The 15,920-nt window shown below is 61.8% G+C and carries 13 protein-coding genes and 1 tRNA gene; 9 read left to right on the top strand and 5 right to left on the bottom strand.

Annotation, left to right across the window (positions count from 1 at the left end; all coding sequences use genetic code 11):
- Positions 1-100: 100 nt before the first annotated feature.
- The 3 genes from trhA to ACFCW2_RS10905 form a co-directional block, all read right to left on the bottom strand.
- The gene (trhA, locus tag ACFCW2_RS10915) at positions 101-733 is read right to left on the bottom strand and encodes a PAQR family membrane homeostasis protein TrhA (protein ID WP_379546359.1); all 633 of its coding nucleotides are present in this window, start codon (positions 731-733) and stop codon (positions 101-103) included.
- 145 nt (positions 734-878) lie between these two features.
- On the bottom strand, positions 879-2,297 hold the full coding sequence (locus ACFCW2_RS10910) for a DEAD/DEAH box helicase (RefSeq protein WP_379546358.1): 1,419 nt from the start codon (positions 2,295-2,297) through the stop codon (positions 879-881).
- A 192-nt stretch (positions 2,298-2,489) separates the two neighbouring features.
- Positions 2,490-3,056, bottom strand: coding sequence for a hypothetical protein (locus ACFCW2_RS10905; RefSeq protein WP_379546356.1), 567 nt, complete (start codon positions 3,054-3,056; stop codon positions 2,490-2,492).
- 163 nt (positions 3,057-3,219) lie between these two features.
- On the opposite strand from ACFCW2_RS10905, the gene ACFCW2_RS10900 reads away from it, so the two are divergent.
- Together ACFCW2_RS10900 and ACFCW2_RS10895 are read left to right on the top strand one after the other, a co-directional pair.
- Positions 3,220-4,668, top strand: a complete 1,449-nt coding sequence (locus ACFCW2_RS10900; RefSeq protein WP_379546354.1) for an FAD-binding oxidoreductase — start codon at positions 3,220-3,222, stop codon at positions 4,666-4,668.
- Between the two features lie 85 nt (positions 4,669-4,753).
- On the top strand, positions 4,754-5,551 hold the full coding sequence (locus ACFCW2_RS10895; protein ID WP_379546352.1) for a SapC family protein: 798 nt from the start codon (positions 4,754-4,756) through the stop codon (positions 5,549-5,551).
- 97 nt (positions 5,552-5,648) lie between these two features.
- Here ACFCW2_RS10895 and ACFCW2_RS10890 read toward each other — a convergent pair whose 3' ends face one another.
- Positions 5,649-6,605, bottom strand: a complete 957-nt coding sequence (locus ACFCW2_RS10890; protein ID WP_379546351.1) for an N-formylglutamate amidohydrolase — start codon at positions 6,603-6,605, stop codon at positions 5,649-5,651.
- Positions 6,606-6,699: 94 nt separating this feature from the next.
- Here ACFCW2_RS10890 and cpdR point away from each other — a divergent pair, with 94 nt between their 5' ends.
- From cpdR to ACFCW2_RS10855, 7 genes are all read left to right on the top strand, one after another.
- On the top strand, positions 6,700-7,092 hold the full coding sequence (cpdR, locus tag ACFCW2_RS10885; protein WP_379546349.1) for a cell cycle two-component system response regulator CpdR: 393 nt from the start codon (positions 6,700-6,702) through the stop codon (positions 7,090-7,092).
- Positions 7,093-7,172: 80 nt separating this feature from the next.
- Positions 7,173-7,247 (top strand) — tRNA-Val (locus ACFCW2_RS10880).
- Positions 7,248-7,407: 160 nt separating this feature from the next.
- On the top strand, positions 7,408-8,097 hold the full coding sequence (locus ACFCW2_RS10875; protein WP_379546347.1) for an NAD(P)-dependent oxidoreductase: 690 nt from the start codon (positions 7,408-7,410) through the stop codon (positions 8,095-8,097).
- 118 nt (positions 8,098-8,215) lie between these two features.
- On the top strand, positions 8,216-9,430 hold the full coding sequence (locus ACFCW2_RS10870) for an NADP-dependent isocitrate dehydrogenase (protein WP_379546346.1): 1,215 nt from the start codon (positions 8,216-8,218) through the stop codon (positions 9,428-9,430).
- A 26-nt stretch (positions 9,431-9,456) separates the two neighbouring features.
- Complete coding sequence (locus ACFCW2_RS10865) at positions 9,457-11,106, top strand: GNAT family N-acetyltransferase (protein WP_379546344.1); 1,650 nt, start codon at positions 9,457-9,459, stop codon at positions 11,104-11,106.
- Positions 11,107-11,180: 74 nt separating this feature from the next.
- Positions 11,181-12,953 carry a cation:proton antiporter gene (locus ACFCW2_RS10860; protein ID WP_379546342.1) on the top strand — a complete coding sequence of 591 codons (1,773 nt, stop codon included), beginning with the start codon at positions 11,181-11,183 and terminating at the stop codon, positions 12,951-12,953.
- Positions 12,954-13,016: 63 nt separating this feature from the next.
- Entirely contained in the window at positions 13,017-13,187 is a 171-nt protein-coding gene (locus ACFCW2_RS10855; RefSeq protein WP_379546340.1) for a hypothetical protein, read from the top strand.
- Positions 13,188-13,226: 39 nt separating this feature from the next.
- On the opposite strand, the gene alaS is transcribed toward ACFCW2_RS10855, so the two are convergent.
- Complete coding sequence (gene alaS, locus ACFCW2_RS10850; RefSeq protein WP_379546338.1) at positions 13,227-15,890, bottom strand: alanine--tRNA ligase; 2,664 nt, start codon at positions 15,888-15,890, stop codon at positions 13,227-13,229.
- Positions 15,891-15,920: the final 30 nt, after the last annotated feature.

Below are 15,920 nucleotides of genomic sequence, written 5' to 3'. Positions count from 1 at the left end.
GATCGTTGAAGCCGCCGTTCAAATGCCAGCAGGCAGGCAGGCGAGAATTCACTGATCGGCAGCTTTGTGCAGGTCGAGGGCTAACCCCCTACCCCGCCCCCTAATTCTGCAGCGCGATCCAGATTGCTGCGGCCATGCTTCCTCCGCCGAGTGTGCCCCAGATGTGCCAGATCGGGTAACGGAACGGCATTTGTTTCTGGCGATAGAACCACGTCCCGATCAAATAGAACACTGCGCCCGATCCTATCGCGACCATGGAGCCCCGCGGTAGCTGCATCCAGAAGTCGGGCAGAGCGAGCAGTCCAATGGCACCAAACCCGATATAGGACGCGAGCGACCATTTCGGGTCCATGTTCGTCGCGATCAGCTTGAAGACAATGCCGATGGCCCCGACCAGCCACATCACTGCCAGAATCGCGAATGCACTGCGGGTTCCGGCCATCAGAAGCAGCGGTGTGAAGGTCCCGGCAATAACGGGATAGATTGCCGCATGGTCCCATCGCCGCAGGGTCGGTCGCAATTCGTGGCGCGGAAAGAGATGGTAGGCGCCCGAGATAGCCACCGACGACAGCACAGCGATGCCATAGACCGCAATCGCTAACGGCAAGCCGGCCTCCGGTCGCGCCTGTGCAAGTTGCAGGAAATACGGAACGATCGCGACAAAGCCTGCGAAGCTGATCGCGTGGACGATCAGGTCAGCACTGCGCGCCCTCGGATTCTGGCTAGGAAACATGTCGTGTGCTCGACTGTCTGCATGTCGACGACACCTGTATGAAGGGTTCGCCGGGTTAGGAGGTTTGCATTACCGCGCAAGTCGTCGCGATGCACTGAAACGAAGCGACGGCCCCTTTAGAAATTTGTGGCCGATCGAATGCTGCTCAGTCGAAGCCAACGTCTAGGAAGCCCGGCTGTGGGCCGTTCCATTCGCCCGGGGGGACCGGGTCGTCGTCCTGCTTGCGGCCCCGGCCGTTACTGCCCTTTTGGGAGCGTTCCGGTTTCGCCTGTTTCTCGCGGCGCGGCTTTTTCTCGCTCTTCCCGCTGTCGCCATCATTATCGCGCTCGGGTTTCTTTGAACGCGACCGCTTGGGCTTTTCGTCCTGTTCGGACTTTTCATCACGCTTTGGCTTAGCTTCCTCGGCCTTTTCCTCGCCCGCATCGCCATCTTTTAGCTCGACCCGAACGTCGTCCTTGCCGAAGACCGGAATGACGTTCTTGGTCAGCTTCTCGACATTGTCGATTGCTTCAGCGTCTTCGGGTGTCACGAAGGTGAAGGCGCGGCCCTTGGCCCCTGCTCGGCCTGTGCGGCCGATGCGGTGGACGTAGTCATCGGGGTGCCACGGCGTGTCGTAGTTGAACACGTGGCTCACGCCCTTGATATCCAGCCCGCGCGCCGCAACGTCGCTCGCGACGAGAATATTCATGTCGCCCGACTTGAAGCGCTCAAGCTCCTTCTGACGGGTCGCCTGGTCGATATCGCCGTGGATCTCGCCGCTCTTGAAGCCCTTGCGCTGCAAATGCTGGTTCAGATCGCGCACGGTCGTCTTGCGGTTGGAGAAGACAATCGCGGTTTCCACGTGATCATTGGCCAGCAGCCATTCCAGCGTGTCGCGTTTCTGGCGCGCGCCGACCATCACCTTGAACGCGGTAATATCGGCATTGGTCGTCGCCGCCCGGCTCACTTCGATCCGCTTGGGATTGTCCATGAAGGTCTTGGCCAGCTTCTCGATCGGCGGAGGCATCGTTGCCGAGAACAGCATTGTCTGGCGTTGCTCGGGCAGCTTGGAGCAGATGAACTCGATATCGGGAATGAACCCCATGTCGAGCATCCGGTCCGCTTCGTCGATAACCAGCAATTCGCAGCCATTGAGCAAGATCTTGCCGCGCTCGAACAGGTCCATCAGGCGGCCTGGCGTCGCGATCAACACATCGACGCCTTCATTGAGCGCCTTCACCTGATCGCCCATCTGCACGCCGCCAATAAGCAGCGCCATTTTCAGATCGTGGTTCTCGCCATATTTCTCGAAATTCTCGGCCACTTGCGCCGCCAGTTCGCGGGTCGGTTCCAGAATAAGGCTGCGCGGCATCAGCGCGCGGCGGCGGCCGCTGGCCATGATGTCAATCATCGGGAGCACGAAGCTGGCCGTTTTACCGGTGCCCGTCTGGGCGATACCGATAATGTCCTTCATCATCAGCACCGGCGGGATCGCCTGTTCCTGAATCGGGGTCGGCGTATCGTAGCCGGCTTTGTCGACCGCTTTCAGCAATTCAGGGGAGAGGCCGAGGTCGGCAAATTTCATGCATATGTCCGAAAATAAGAATTCAAATAGAAAGGTGTGGCCGCTCTGGCTGGCAAGTCGCCACAAAAGCTGGAGCAGACCCGGCGGCGCGAAAGGCGCGTCACACGCCGCGTCCTCTGGGCAAACGCCTTCGTAATGTCAAGAAATCTGCCGGAGAAGCACACAGTCTTCGCCCGCAAAACGCGTGTCCAATCAGACGCCCGCAGGCACCAATTGACGGATACGGCTCATCTGGCACGACATGCCATTGCGCGACTGGAGATTGTCACGCTTGATACACAGCTTCCCGTCCTTGCTCGGCTCGACATAAAAGCCGGAGTAGAAATCGCGCGGACGGCAGCTCTTTTCCAACGTCGCAGAGATGATCTTGCGGTCGTTTGTGTAGAGCAGCAGACGTGCGGCATCGGCCTGCACGGCAATCACGCTTTTCAGCTCAAGACAATTGCCGATCTTGCGTTCGATATAATCGGTCGGAGGTCGCGCGGGCAGCGTAGCGACCAGGCTTTGCCGCGCACGACGCGGAGAAACCCTGACAATCACGCGCTGCTGGATGCGCACCTGGTACCACGGCTGCGCCCCGCTGAGCGGGACAATACCCTGCCAATGCTGCGGCATGGCAGCAGGGCGGGCGCTGTCTTCCTTTACCGGCTCGGGCTTTGGCGCGAGCTTGACCGGCTCTTCCACCGGCGCAGGCTCGCTGTCTGCCGGGATCGGCAGCAACAGCGCTAGGGGCGCAAACAGGTCGACAAAATTGGGCATCGCTGGAACGGGTGTGCCGTGAAACTCCTGTACCGGCCCGCTGATACCACGCGCCGTTTGTGGTGGAGCGCATTCACCCACCGCGATTGAATGCTGGCTTAATTATCCTGTCAGCGAACGCAAGAGGTGGCATTTGGCCGTCCCGGTGTGGCAAAGGTGCATCATGCAAAGCAGCGACGATTTTCTGAAAGAGGCCCATGCCGTGCTGGGCGACCGGGGCCTGACGCGGGATCCCGATCTGGTCGAGCCTTGGCTGACGGATTGGCGCGGGCGCTATTCAGGCAAGGCACTCGCCCTCGCCTCCCCCGCCGATACGAGCCAAGTCGCCGAACTTATGAAACTGTGCGCGAAAGCGGGCGTGTCGATTGTCCCTCAGGGCGGCAATAGCGGGATGTCCGGCGGTGCCACGCCCGATCAGACAGGTGCCTCGCTGCTGCTGTCCCTGCGCCGTTTGGATACCATCGACCCTATCAAGCCGGGAAGCGGACGCGTGACCTGCGGTGCGGGCGTTGTGTTGCAGAACCTGCACGAGGCCGCCGATGCGGCGGGCTTGCGCTTTCCCCTGACACTGGGCGGCAAAGGCTCGGCCACGATTGGCGGGCTGATATCCACCAATGCCGGCGGCACACAGGTGCTGCGGCACGGAACGATGCGCGCGCAGGTGCTTGGCTTGCAGGCGGTGCTGGCGGACGGGCAGGTGTTCGACTCGCTCACACCGCTGAAAAAGGACAATCGCGGTTTCGATCTCAAACAGCTGATGATCGGCAGCGAGGGCACGCTGGGGATCGTCACGGGCGCAACCTTGCGGCTGCTCCCCGCCATTGCCCGCCGCTCGGTCATGTTTGTCGGCCTGAAACGGATCACCGATGCACGCAAATTGCTGCTCCATGCGCAGAGCGAGGTGGGCGATGTCCTGGAAGGGTTCGAGGTGATGCCCCACCACACGCTCGAATCGGTGCTGGACCATTACCCCGATGCACGCGATCCGCTGGCCGGTGCGCATGACTGGTATGCGCTGATCGAGCTGGCCGCCGATAAGGCGGGCGCGGAGGCTTTGGAGGGGCAGACGGAGGATTTCCTCGCCAGCGCCTTTCAGGCCGAGCTGCTGGACGATGCCACCATCGCCGCCAGCGAATCGCAGGCCGAGGCGCTGTGGCATTTGCGCGATGGTATCTCCGCCGCCGAGCGCGCGATTGGTCCGGCCATGCAACACGATATCTCGGTCCCGGTCGAGACGATGGCCAATTTTGTTGAGCATGCTCTGCCGGTGATGGACGCAGAATTTCCCGGCACCAAAGCGGTTGCTTTCGGCCATCTGGGCGATGGCAATGTCCATTTCCACGTACTCGCCCCTCCCGGCGCGGTGCGCGGCGAATGGGAAGAGACCGAGGGCAAGACGATCAGCCGCAAGGTCCATGATCTGGTGACACAGTGGGGCGGATCGATCAGCGCGGAACATGGCATCGGCCAGATGAAACGCGACGAGCTGGGGCGGCTGGGCGATCCGGCATCGCTGTCTATTCTGCGCGGCGTGAAATCAGCGCTGGACCCGCAAGGCCTGCTCAATCCCGGCAAGCTGGTCCCGCTTGCACCGGCGGGGGCGAGTGTTTAAGGCGCAACACCATCTTCCTGCGCAGGCTCTAACCCTTGCGTGACGACGACCATATTTTCTCAATCCAACGATCCGGAGACTGCCAATGGCCAGCGCGCCGCAGCCGAGCCTGCCCCTGTTTTACAAAGACCTGATGCCGCTCAATTCGCGCGACCACCTCAAGTGGAACAATCGCCGCAGCGACACCGCCAAATGGCTGATCGGCCACCATGCGATTCCGCTGACAGCCGACGAGTTCGTGCAGGCGCAGCGCGATTTTCCGATCGTTTTCTCGGCCGGTGACGATCCCCTGCCGCTGGCGCTGATGGGCCTGAATGAAGGCGTGAACACCTTTGTCGACAAAAAGGGCAAAGTGTCGGATCCGATCTACATCCCGGCCTATATCCGCCGCTATCCCTTCATGCTGGCGCGCATTCAGGAAGGCGCCGAGCAGCTTTCGCTGTGCTTTGACCCGACCAGCGATACGGTTGGCGAGTTCAAGGATGGCGAGCGCCTGTTCACCGACGATGGCAAGGCCACTGACGAGACCACCAAAATTCTCGATTTCTGCCAGAAGTTCGAAGAAGCCGGGATCAAGACCAAGGCTCTCGTCGAGGAACTGAAGAAGCACGACCTGCTGATGGAAAGCGAAATTTCGATCTCGCAGGACGGCAACACCGATCAGCCGTATCTCTATCGCGGCTTCCAGATGGTCGATCAGGAAAAGCTGCGCGCTCTCGATGAGAAAGTGACCAAGGAATGGATGGACAACGGCATGCTGGCCGTCATCCATGCGCATATCTTCTCGCTCGATCTGATGCGGGTGATTTTCTCGCGTCAGGTGCAGCAGGGCACCGGCCCGAAGCTGCCTGCTGAAGCAGCGAAGGATGCTGCAAAGAAATAACGCGCCGCGCCCCGGCGCACTCGCATAAAGAAAGGCGGCGGGCTCCTTAGGGGTCCGCCGCTTTTTATTTGGCCTGAACTAACCGGTTACGTAGTCTCTACTCGGCAGCCTGCGGCCAGCTGCGACGGGGGACCACTTCCTCGGCCAGCGCCCGGACCAGGCCGGTCAGCACGCCGGCAATCTCGCCTGCGCGGGCGCTCGGCACCGCATGGTCACGCTCCAGATACAGCGAGCGGCATACTTCGATCTGCATGGCGTGCACGCCCACCGATGGCGCGCCATGCCGGTCCAGCACATAACCGCCGGCATAGGGCCGGTTATGAGCCGCGCGCGCACCGACCCGCCCGAAATAGCGCATGGCCGTGGCCGACAGCATGCCATTGCATGAGGCCCCGAACCGGTCGCCCAGAACATACTGCGCCGGACGATCGGTCGGGCGGCGCGGCTTCAATGGCGGCATCGAGTGCAAATCGATCAGCAGCGCGGCCCCCCACCGGCTTCGGATACGGTCCAGCGTCGACTTGAGCGCAGCATGATATGGCTCATGCACTTGCGAAATCCGGCGCTGCACCTCTGCATGGGAAATGCGCTCTCGCCAAATTTCGCCCAAACCATTCAACCTGCGCGGGATCAGCCCCAACCCGCCCCGCGCCCGGCGGTTGGCCGCCGAATGCGAAACATTTGCCGGCCGCCCCTCTGCCACCATGCCCCAGTCCATATCGCCGGGCGCACGGTTCAGATCGATCAGAGCGCGCGGCGCATCGGCGACCAGCAGAGCCGCCCCGGTCTGCCGCGCCACTTCCCGTGCCAACAGATCGACAAGCCGGTCTTCGAGCCGGATGGCGGCAAAATCGGGATTGCGCATCGATGCGAGCAAGTCGGGCGGATAATTGCGCCCGGCATGCGGCGCGGCAATCAACACCGGCGATGGCAAAGCGTCCGGGATGTCCAGCGTGAAGCGTGGGAGGCCTTTGGAAATAGCACCGTCTTTATGGGTCGCAAATTGGCTTGCGTTTCCCTGAATCCCGTCATTCTCACCGTGTGTAGCCATCATCTGCGGTCATGCCATATCCAGCATGTGTGTCAAAGCAGGTCGCAGCGCGCGCGGCAGAAGAAATTTTAAACACATGGGCGTATAGGGAGCCGCTATGAGCGAACCGAACCAGCCCCCCCGCATCCTTCTGGCCGAGGATGAAGAGGCCATGCGCACCTATCTTGTCCGTGCGCTGGAGAATGCCGGATACGAGGTCGATTCGGTCGATCGCGGGACTCTGGCTGTGCCGCTGCTGGAAGATTCGCATTACGATCTCCTGCTGTCCGACATTGTGATGCCGGAAATGGACGGGATCGAGCTTGCCCAGAAATGCAACGAGATCAGCCCCGCGACGCAGGTGATGTTCATCACCGGCTTTGCCGCCGTTTCTCTGCGGGCCAGCGCCGATCAGCCGCGGGCAAAGGTGCTTTCCAAGCCCTTCCACCTGCGTGATCTGGTGATGGAAGTGGACCGCGTTTTTCAGGATCGCAAGGAAGCCTCGCTTTAGAACCGATTGCACCTTGCGTGCGCGCCGGGTCGCGGCTAGATGCGCGTTCCGCTTCCAAGGAGGCGGATATTCGATGGTGCGGGCGTATAGCTCAGTGGTAGAGCACTGTATTGACATTGCAGGGGTCGGGAGTTCAACTCTCTCTACGCCCACCATCGAAACTTTTTTTGCCTCAAGCGCCGACGGTCGCATCCGCTCCCTAGGCTAGCGCGCCACAGGGCGCGGCGGCCAGTCGGCCTTTGGCTGCCGCGACCAAGCGGCTCGCGCACTCATCTTCAAACCGGCACAATTACGCTGCCGGTGCGTTGAAGCCCCATGAAAATATGTCTTCTCGGCCCCGGCGGCGATACCGGCAAACACATCCTTCATCAGGCGCTGGAGCGCGGCCACAGCGTGCGCGGTGTGGAGCGCGAGGATCCCGGCGACCTGTCCGATCATCCCGATTTCGAGCCGCGCGAGGCCGACATACTCGCCGATGACCTGACAGATATCGTCGCCGGGTGCGATGTGGTCATCTCGGCGCTGGGTCTGGGGCGCGACCTGCAGACGTTGGCCGACCCTCCCCCGCTTTATACCGAGGGCGCAGTGCGGATCGTCGAAGCCATGCGCGCTGCCAAGCTGAAGCGGCTGGTGGTCATCTCCGCCGCATTTGCCGCGCGCGACGCCGGTGTGCCGCTGTGGTTCCGCGCCGCGACCCTGCCGCTTACCGGCATCTTCCGCCAGATGGCCGCAATGGAGCGCGTGCTGCGCGCTGCCGACGATATCGAGTGGACAGCCGTGCGCCCGGGCTGGCTGCTCAACCGTGACCACACGGGGGACTTCGAGGTATCGGAAACAGGATTGCCCGATACCACCTTGCGCACTCGGCGCACCGACCTTGCGCACTTCATGCTCGACTGCGCGGAAAAAGACCTCTGGGTGAAACAGACCCCCTTCATCGCCCGGCGCGAAGCCTTGCATCTGGAGACCCCGCCCGCCCTGGTGGAAGAAATATTGCCGATCTGATCCGCGCGGGCACCCGGCGCTCCCTTGCGCCACACACCCCCTCTGCTAAAGCCCCCAGCAATCGAAACACACCCGGCACGCCCGGGCAAAAAACACCCGATAAGAGGCACATTCCGAAATGGCGAAAATTCAGGTCAAAAATCCCGTTGTCGAGCTTGATGGCGACGAAATGACGAAGATCATCTGGCAGTGGATCCGCGAGCGGTTGATCCTGCCCTATCTCGACATCGACCTGAAATATTACGACCTGTCGATCGAGAAGCGCGACGAAACCGACGACCAGATCACCATCGACGCAGCCAATGCGATCAAGGAACACGGCGTCGGTGTGAAATGCGCGACGATCACGCCCGATGAAGCCCGCGTCGAGGAATTCGGCCTCAAGAAAATGTGGCGTTCGCCCAACGGCACCATCCGCAACATCCTCGGCGGCGTCGTCTTCCGCGAACCGATTGTGATCGACAATGTGCCGCGTCTGGTTCCCGGCTGGACCGACCCGATCGTAGTCGGCCGTCACGCTTTCGGCGACCAGTACCGCGCAACCGACACGCTGATCCCGGGGGCCGGCAAGCTGCGCCTCGTATTCGAGGGCGCGGACGGCAAGAATATCGACCTCGAAGTGTTCGAATTCCAGTCGAGCGGCGTCGCCATGGCGATGTACAACCTCGACGATTCGATCCGCGACTTTGCCCGCGCATCGATGAATTACGGTCTGGACCGCGGCTGGCCGGTTTACCTGTCGACCAAGAACACGATCATGAAGGCCTATGATGGGCGTTTCAAAGACCTGTTCGAGGAAGTCTTCGAAGCCGAATTCAAGGAAAAATTCGAGAAGGCCGGCATTCATTACGAGCACCGCCTGATCGACGACATGGTTGCCGCTGCGATGAAGTGGAACGGCAAGTTCGTGTGGGCCTGTAAGAACTACGACGGCGATGTTCAGTCCGACACCGTGGCTCAGGGCTTCGGCTCGCTCGGACTGATGACCTCGGTTCTGATGACGCCCGATGGCGATGTCGTAGAAGCGGAGGCCGCACACGGCACCGTCACCCGCCACTATCGCCAGCACCAGGAAGGCAAGGCGACCAGCACCAACCCCATCGCCTCCATCTTCGCATGGACGCGCGGCCTGATGTATCGCGGCAAGTTCGACGAAACACCCGAAGTGGTGAAATTCGCCGAGACGCTGGAGCGGGTCTGCATCGAAACCGTCGAGAGCGGCAGCATGACGAAAGATCTCGCCCTGCTGATCGGTCCGAACCAGAACTGGCTCACCACGGAGCAGTTCTTCGAGGCTATCGTCGAGAATCTCGAAAAAGAAATGGCTGCGTAAGAGCCAGCTGAAAAGGGGCCGCCACTATGGCGACCAAATCAAAGGCCCGGCTGGAAGTCCGGCAAGCGCAGGCGGGAGACGTCCGCGCCATCGCCGATCTCGTCCGCCGGGCCTATAGCGAACTGCCCGCCTACACCCATGGCGAAATTCGCGGGCAGCTGAACAATTATCCCGAAGGCTGTTTTGTCGCCAAGCTTGACGGCAAGCTGGTCGGTTATTGTGCCTCCATGCGTCTTTCGGAACGCGTCGCATTCTCCAATGGCAATTGGGACGAGATAACCGGCAACGGCTTCGGCAGCCGTCACAACGCCACCGGCGCCTGGTTGTATGGCTACGAAATGTGCGTCGATCCCAAGACGCGCGGCACACGCATCGGGCGAAGGCTGTACGAAGAACGCCGCGCTCTGGCAGAGCGGCTGGAGCTGGACGGTATTGTGTTCGGCGGCCGGATGCCGGGCCTTGCACGGGCGATGCGCCGCAAGACCAATCGCGCCGATACGCCTGAAGAATATCTCCAGATGGTCTTGGATTCCAAGATCCACGACCCTGTTCTGCGTTTCCAGTTGGCCAATGGTTTCGAGCCGCAGGGCATCATCGAGAGCTATCTGCCCGAAGACAAGCAGAGCAAGGCGTTTGCTGTGCGGATGGTCTGGCGCAACCCCTATGTCGACAGCGACGCGCCGAAGAAGCACCGCGTGCCCCGCGACGTCGAAAGCGTGCGCATCGCCACCTGCCAATTGCAGGCCCGCGCAGTTACCGGCTTCGACGAGTTTATGAAGCACGTCGAATATTTCGTCGACGTTGCAGCGGATTACGAGGCGGACTTCATCGTCTTTCCCGAGCTCTTCACCCTCATGCTACTGAGCGCCGAGGAAGAAGAGCTGAGCCCGATGGAAGCCATCGAGGCCTTAAGCAAATACACGCCGAAAATCCGCACCGCCCTGAGCGAGATGGCGCTCAATTACAACATCAACATCATTGGCGGATCGCACCCTACGCGGCTCGACGATGGCGACATTCACAACATCGCCTATGTCTGCCTGCGCGACGGATCGATCCATTCTCAGGAAAAGATTCACCCGACCCCGAACGAGGCCTATTGGTGGAACATCAAGGGCGGCGACAGCATCGACGCAATCCAGACCGATTGCGGTCCGATTGGCGTGCTGATTTGCTACGATAGCGAATTCCCGGAGCTGGCCCGCCGACTGGTGGACGAAGGCGCGCGGATTATCTTCGTGCCCTTCTGCACCGACAGCCGCCAGGGATATATGCGCGTGCGATATTGCGCGCAGGCTCGCGCCATCGAGAACCAGTGCTATGTCGTCATGTCCGGCAATGTCGGCAATCTGCCCAATGTCGGCAATATGGACATCCAATACGCGCAAAGCTGCATTCTGACGCCGTGCGATTTCCCCTTTGCCCGCGACGGTATCGCTGCCGAGGCCAGCGAGAATGTCGAAACTCTGACCATCAGCGACGTCAATCTGGCCGATCTCAGCTGGGCCCGCGCGGAAGGCACGGTGCAAAACCTCGCCGACCGCCGGTTCGATCTGTACCGCATCGAGTGGGACAAGCGCGTCGGCCAAATCAGCCCGAGGATCGGCGAAAGCATTGGTGACGATGCCGATGGCGAGAGCCAGCCCATGGGCCGTCATTCGCCCGGCGGCGGATAACGCGGCAAATAAGCGCGGCGGATAGCGCCGGATAAGCCGTATGAACCACGCCCCGCACCGGCTATAGCGCCTCCATGGCCGGTGAACTTTCCCTCTCCCCGATGTTGTCGGATGCGCTCGTCATTCTCGGCGCTGCGGGGATTGTTATTCCGGTCTTCTCACGTTTTCGCATCACACCGGTGATCGGGTTCATCCTGATCGGCATTCTCGTCGGGCCGTTCGGTCTGGGCAAGCTCACTTACGAAATAGAGTGGCTCAAACACATAACCATAACCGATCCGGAGGCGCTTGCGCCTTTTGCCGAGTTCGGGATCATCCTGCTGCTCTTCACCATCGGGCTGGAGCTGAGCTTCAACCGGCTATGGCAGATGCGGCGGCTGGTCTTCGGCCTCGGATCGCTGGAACTGCTTCTTGGCGGTGCCTGCATCGCCATCGTGCTCTCGATGATGGGCCAGTACTGGACTGGCGCAATGGCGCTGGGTCTGGCCCTCGCCATGTCGTCCACGGCGATTGTTCTGCCCATATCGGGCACGTCTTCTCCTGTCGGACGCGCGGCGCTTTCGATGCTGCTGTTCGAAGATATCGCCATTGTGCCGATCATTTTCATGTTGGGTGCACTGGCCCCTTTTGCGCAGAGTGACGGTCTGACAGGACTGGTCGACACGCTGTGGCAGGGCGGACTCGTGGTGATCGCGCTGCTTGTGGTCGGGCGCGTTGCCCTGCCCCGGCTGTTTGCTCAGGCTGCGCGCACAAAAAGCCCCGAACTGTTTCTCGCCGCCAGCCTGCTGGTGGTAATCGGCGCGAGTCTCGCCACCGCTTTGGTCGGCCTCTCCCCCATTGTCGGCGCGCTGATTGCCGGGCTGCTGATCGCGGAAACCGAATATCATTCCGAAGTCGAAAACATCATGGAGCCTTTCAAAGGCCTCGCGCTGGGTGTCTTCCTGATCACCGTGGGCATGAGCATCGACCTGCTGAGCATCTGGGACAATCTGTTCGCCATCCTTTCGGCGGTGGTGCTGGTGCTGGTTTTCAAGGCGCTGCTGACCGGCATTCTCCTGCGCAGCATGGGCGCGCGCCGTAGCACTGCGACCGAGACCGGCATTCTGATGGCCAGCCCGTCCGAGACGACACTGATCGTCATCTCCACCGCCGGCACAGCCATGTTGATCCAGCCTGGCACAGCGCAATTCTGGCAGATCGTCACCGCCATCGGGCTGACCATCACGCCGCTGCTGGCCATGCTCGGCCGTGCGGTGGGCCGCCGGGTTGAGCCTATCCCGGAGCTGGAAGAGGACGACAGCGGCGAACCGAAAGTCATCATCATCGGCGCGGGCCGGGTTGGCCGCCTGATCGCCGATATGCTGGGCCGCCATGACCGGCCCTATGTGGCGCTCGATTCCAATGCCGATCTGATTGAGGATGCCCGCCGCGAAGGTTTCCGCGCGACGTTTGGCGATGCGGCGCGCGGCAATGCGCTGGACCGGCTGGGCATAGACAATGCCGCCGCTGTCGTTTTGACGATGGACGAGCCAGTGCTGGCCGAGCGTCTGACGCAGAAGCTGCGCAAGGCGCATCCGGATTTGCTGATCGTTTCGCGCGCCCGCGATGCAGAGCACGCGGCAACATTGTACCGCGCGGGGGCCAGCCATGCGGTGCCGGAAACACTGGAAAGTTCGCTCCAGCTATCGGAAGCCGTGCTGACCGATATCGGCGTGGCGGTGGGTCCGGTAATTGCGTCCATCCACGAGAAACGCGACGAATTTCGCTCGCAGATTCAGGAAAGCGGCGAGCTGGAGAGCAAGCCGAAACTGCGCACATCGACCGTCAGCGCGCCTTCGTCCGGCTAGGCAGAGCGGAGATTTTTGGACCTCTTCCACGCGCCAAGCATTGGTAGGGAAAGGAGAAAATCGATGTCCAACCCTGACCCTACCAAGCCGACCCCGAACAAGGAAAAGTTCAAGCCGCAGAACGTGGCAGACCCGCAATCGACCGTCGAACCGCCAAGCCGTGACCCGGCAAAGCCGTCCGACACAGGCGGGCAGGATATCCCGCGCGGTAGCGAGCCGGAAACCCGCCGCTAAGTCTGGCCGCAAGGCTCCGGCAGATGCCGAGCCCGACTATCAGCCGGCGAGGACCGCTCGCACCGCGTCGAGCGCCTTGTCGGCCTGGCCACCATCAGGCCCACCGCCCTGCGCCATATCGGCCCGGCCACCGCCGCCTTTACCGCCCAAAGCTTCGACCCCAGCACGCACCAGCGCCACCGCGTCATATGTGGCGGTCAGGTCATCGGTGACGCCCACGGCCAGCGCGGCGCGCCCGTCATTGACGGCAATCGCCGCGGCGACGCCGGAGCCAATGCGTTTCTTCGCCTCATCCAGCAGACCGCGCAGATCCTTAGGATTGAGCCCTTCCAGCACCTGTCCGCTGAAGGTCACACCATTAATCGTCTCATCAGCGGTAGCCTCCGCCGATCCAGCCCCGCTGGCTGCACCGCTCAGCGCGAGCTGTTTCTTCGCGTCGGCGAGCTCTTTCTCCAGCGCTTTGCGCTCGGCCAGCAGCGCACCAATCCGGTCGGCCACTTCTTCGGGTGTGGTGCGCAGCGCACTCGCGGCGGATTTCAACGCATCTTCGCGCCCCGTCAGCCATTGCCGCGCGGCATCGCCGGTGAGCGCTTCGATACGGCGCACGCCTGAACTGACCGCGCTTTCGCTGATGATGCGCAGCAGCTGGATGTCGCCTGTAGCGTTCACATGCGTCCCGCCGCAGAGTTCGACCGAATAGTTTCGCCCGTCTCCCCCAGCGCGGCCCATAGAGAGCACGCGCACCTCGTCACCGTATTTCTCGCCGAACAGCGCCAGCGCGCCAGCCTCGACGGCATCGTCGGGCGTCATGAGGCGGGTGGTGACGCGCTCATTGGCGCGAATCTCGGCATTCACGTCTGCTTCAATCGCCGCAATGTCCGCATCGGACAAAGGCTCGGGATGACTGAAGTCGAACCGCAAGCGGTCTTCCGCCACCAGCGACCCCTTCTGCGTGACATGACCGCCGAGCCGATTGCGCAGGGCAGCGTGCAGCAAGTGAGTCGCCGAATGGTTCGCCTTCACCCGGTCGCGCCGCTCGGCATCGACCTGCAGGTGCACCACATCGCCCACCGCCAGCGCGCCGCTGGCAATCTTTGCACTCTGTGTGTGCAGGCGGCCGAGCGGTTTGCCGGTATCGGTGACTTCGGCGGACAGACCGTCCGCGCCCGTGATGGTCCCGGTATCGCCCTGCTGACCGCCGCTTTCGCCGTAGAACGGAGTCTGGTTGGTCAGAACGACCACCTCGTCCCCGGCCTCGGCCCGGTCGATTTCAGCGCCATCCTTGACCAACGCCACAACGCGCCCCTCGCCGCTGGTGGCGGTGTAGCCGGTGAACTCGGTCGCTCCCTCGCGCTCGGCAATGTCGAACCAGACCTGACTGTCGGCCGCCTGTCCGCTGCCCTTCCATGCCGCGCGGGCCGCCTCTTTCTGTCGCGCCATGGCGGCATCGAAGCCCGCGCGATCGACCCCGATACCCCGATCGCGCAAGGCATCCTCCGTCAGGTCATAGGGGAAACCGTAGGTGTCGTAGAGCTTGAACGCGACTTCGCCGTCGAGCTGGTCGCCGCTGCCCATCGTGCCGGTCGCTTCGTCGAGCAAGCGCAAGCCATTTTCCAAAGTCTGGCGGAAACGGGTTTCCTCCCGCTCCAGCGTTTCCTCGATCAGCGGCTGTCCCCGCGCGAGCTCGGGGAAAGCCTGCCCCATCTCGGCCACCAGAGTGGGCACCAGACGATGCATCAGCGGGTCCTTCGCCCCAAGAATATGCGCATGACGCATGGCCCGCCGCATGATCCGGCGCAGCACATAGCCGCGCCCTTCATTCGAAGGCAGGACCCCGTCGGCAATAAGGAAGCTGGTCGAGCGCAGATGGTCGGCAATCACCCGGTGGCTGGCCTGCCGCTCGCCCTCGGCTTTCACATCCAGTAAACCTTCCGACGCGCCGATCAGCGTCTTGAAAGTGTCGGTATCGTAATTGTCGTGTTCGCCCTGCATTACGGCGGCGATGCGTTCGAGACCCATGCCGGTGTCGATATTCTTGTTTGGCAGGTCACCGATAATCTCGCCGCTGCGCTGCTCGTGTTGCATGAACACGAGGTTCCACACTTCCACGAAGCGGTCGCCATCCTCGTCGGGCGATCCCGGTGGGCCTCCGGCAATATGTTCGCCATGATCGTAGAAAATTTCGGAACACGGGCCGCACGGGCCATCATCGCCCATCGCCCAGAAGTTATCCGACGTGGGGATACGGATGATGCGCTCTTCCGGCAGGCCGGCGATCTTGCGCCACAGATCGAACGCTTCGTCATCCGTATGGTAGACGGTGGCCGTCAGGCGCGCGGGATCGATGCCCCATTCCTTGGTCAGCAGCGTCCACGCATGCTCGATTGCCTGATCCTTGAAATAGTCGCCAAAGCTGAAATTGCCGAGCATTTCGAAAAAGGTGTGATGCCGCGCGGTGTAACCGACATTGTCGAGATCGTTGTGCTTGCCCCCTGCCCGAACGCATTTCTGCGAGCTGGTGGCAGTCTGCGCGGGCGGCGTCTCCAGACCGGTGAACACATTCTTGAACGGCACCATGCCGGCATTGACGAACATCAATGTCGGATCGTTGTGCGGCACAAGCGGTGCACTGGGCACTTCGCGGTGGCCCGCAGCTGCAAAGTGATCGAGGAAGCTGCGGCGAATGTCGTTGGTCGATTGCATGGTGGTGAGCGAATTAGGCGCTGGCGGCGC

Origin of the sequence: Qipengyuania algicola (genome assembly GCF_042492175.1) — a bacterium.
Lineage (GTDB): Bacteria > Pseudomonadota > Alphaproteobacteria > Sphingomonadales > Sphingomonadaceae > CAJXSN01.
The sequence above is the reverse complement of the archived record's forward strand: the minus strand, read 5'-3'. Positions and strand labels throughout refer to the sequence as shown.

Excerpts from the sequence above, each read along its gene's own strand:
- trhA (WP_379546359.1), bottom strand. The coding sequence starts at position 733 with ATGTTTCCTAGCCAGAATCCGAGGGCGCGCAGTGCTGACCTGATCGTC.
- ACFCW2_RS10910 (WP_379546358.1), bottom strand. The coding sequence starts at position 2,297 with ATGAAATTTGCCGACCTCGGCCTCTCCCCTGAATTGCTGAAAGCGGTC.
- ACFCW2_RS10905 (WP_379546356.1), bottom strand. The coding sequence starts at position 3,056 with ATGCCCAATTTTGTCGACCTGTTTGCGCCCCTAGCGCTGTTGCTGCCG.
- ACFCW2_RS10900 (WP_379546354.1), top strand. The coding sequence starts at position 3,220 with ATGCAAAGCAGCGACGATTTTCTGAAAGAGGCCCATGCCGTGCTGGGC.
- ACFCW2_RS10895 (WP_379546352.1), top strand. The coding sequence starts at position 4,754 with ATGGCCAGCGCGCCGCAGCCGAGCCTGCCCCTGTTTTACAAAGACCTG.
- ACFCW2_RS10890 (WP_379546351.1), bottom strand. The coding sequence starts at position 6,605 with ATGATGGCTACACACGGTGAGAATGACGGGATTCAGGGAAACGCAAGC.
- cpdR (WP_379546349.1), top strand. The coding sequence starts at position 6,700 with ATGAGCGAACCGAACCAGCCCCCCCGCATCCTTCTGGCCGAGGATGAA.
- ACFCW2_RS10875 (WP_379546347.1), top strand. The coding sequence starts at position 7,408 with ATGAAAATATGTCTTCTCGGCCCCGGCGGCGATACCGGCAAACACATC.
- ACFCW2_RS10870 (WP_379546346.1), top strand. The coding sequence starts at position 8,216 with ATGGCGAAAATTCAGGTCAAAAATCCCGTTGTCGAGCTTGATGGCGAC.
- ACFCW2_RS10865 (WP_379546344.1), top strand. The coding sequence starts at position 9,457 with ATGGCGACCAAATCAAAGGCCCGGCTGGAAGTCCGGCAAGCGCAGGCG.
- ACFCW2_RS10860 (WP_379546342.1), top strand. The coding sequence starts at position 11,181 with ATGGCCGGTGAACTTTCCCTCTCCCCGATGTTGTCGGATGCGCTCGTC.
- ACFCW2_RS10855 (WP_379546340.1), top strand. The coding sequence starts at position 13,017 with ATGTCCAACCCTGACCCTACCAAGCCGACCCCGAACAAGGAAAAGTTC.
- alaS (WP_379546338.1), bottom strand. The coding sequence starts at position 15,890 with ATGCAATCGACCAACGACATTCGCCGCAGCTTCCTCGATCACTTTGCA.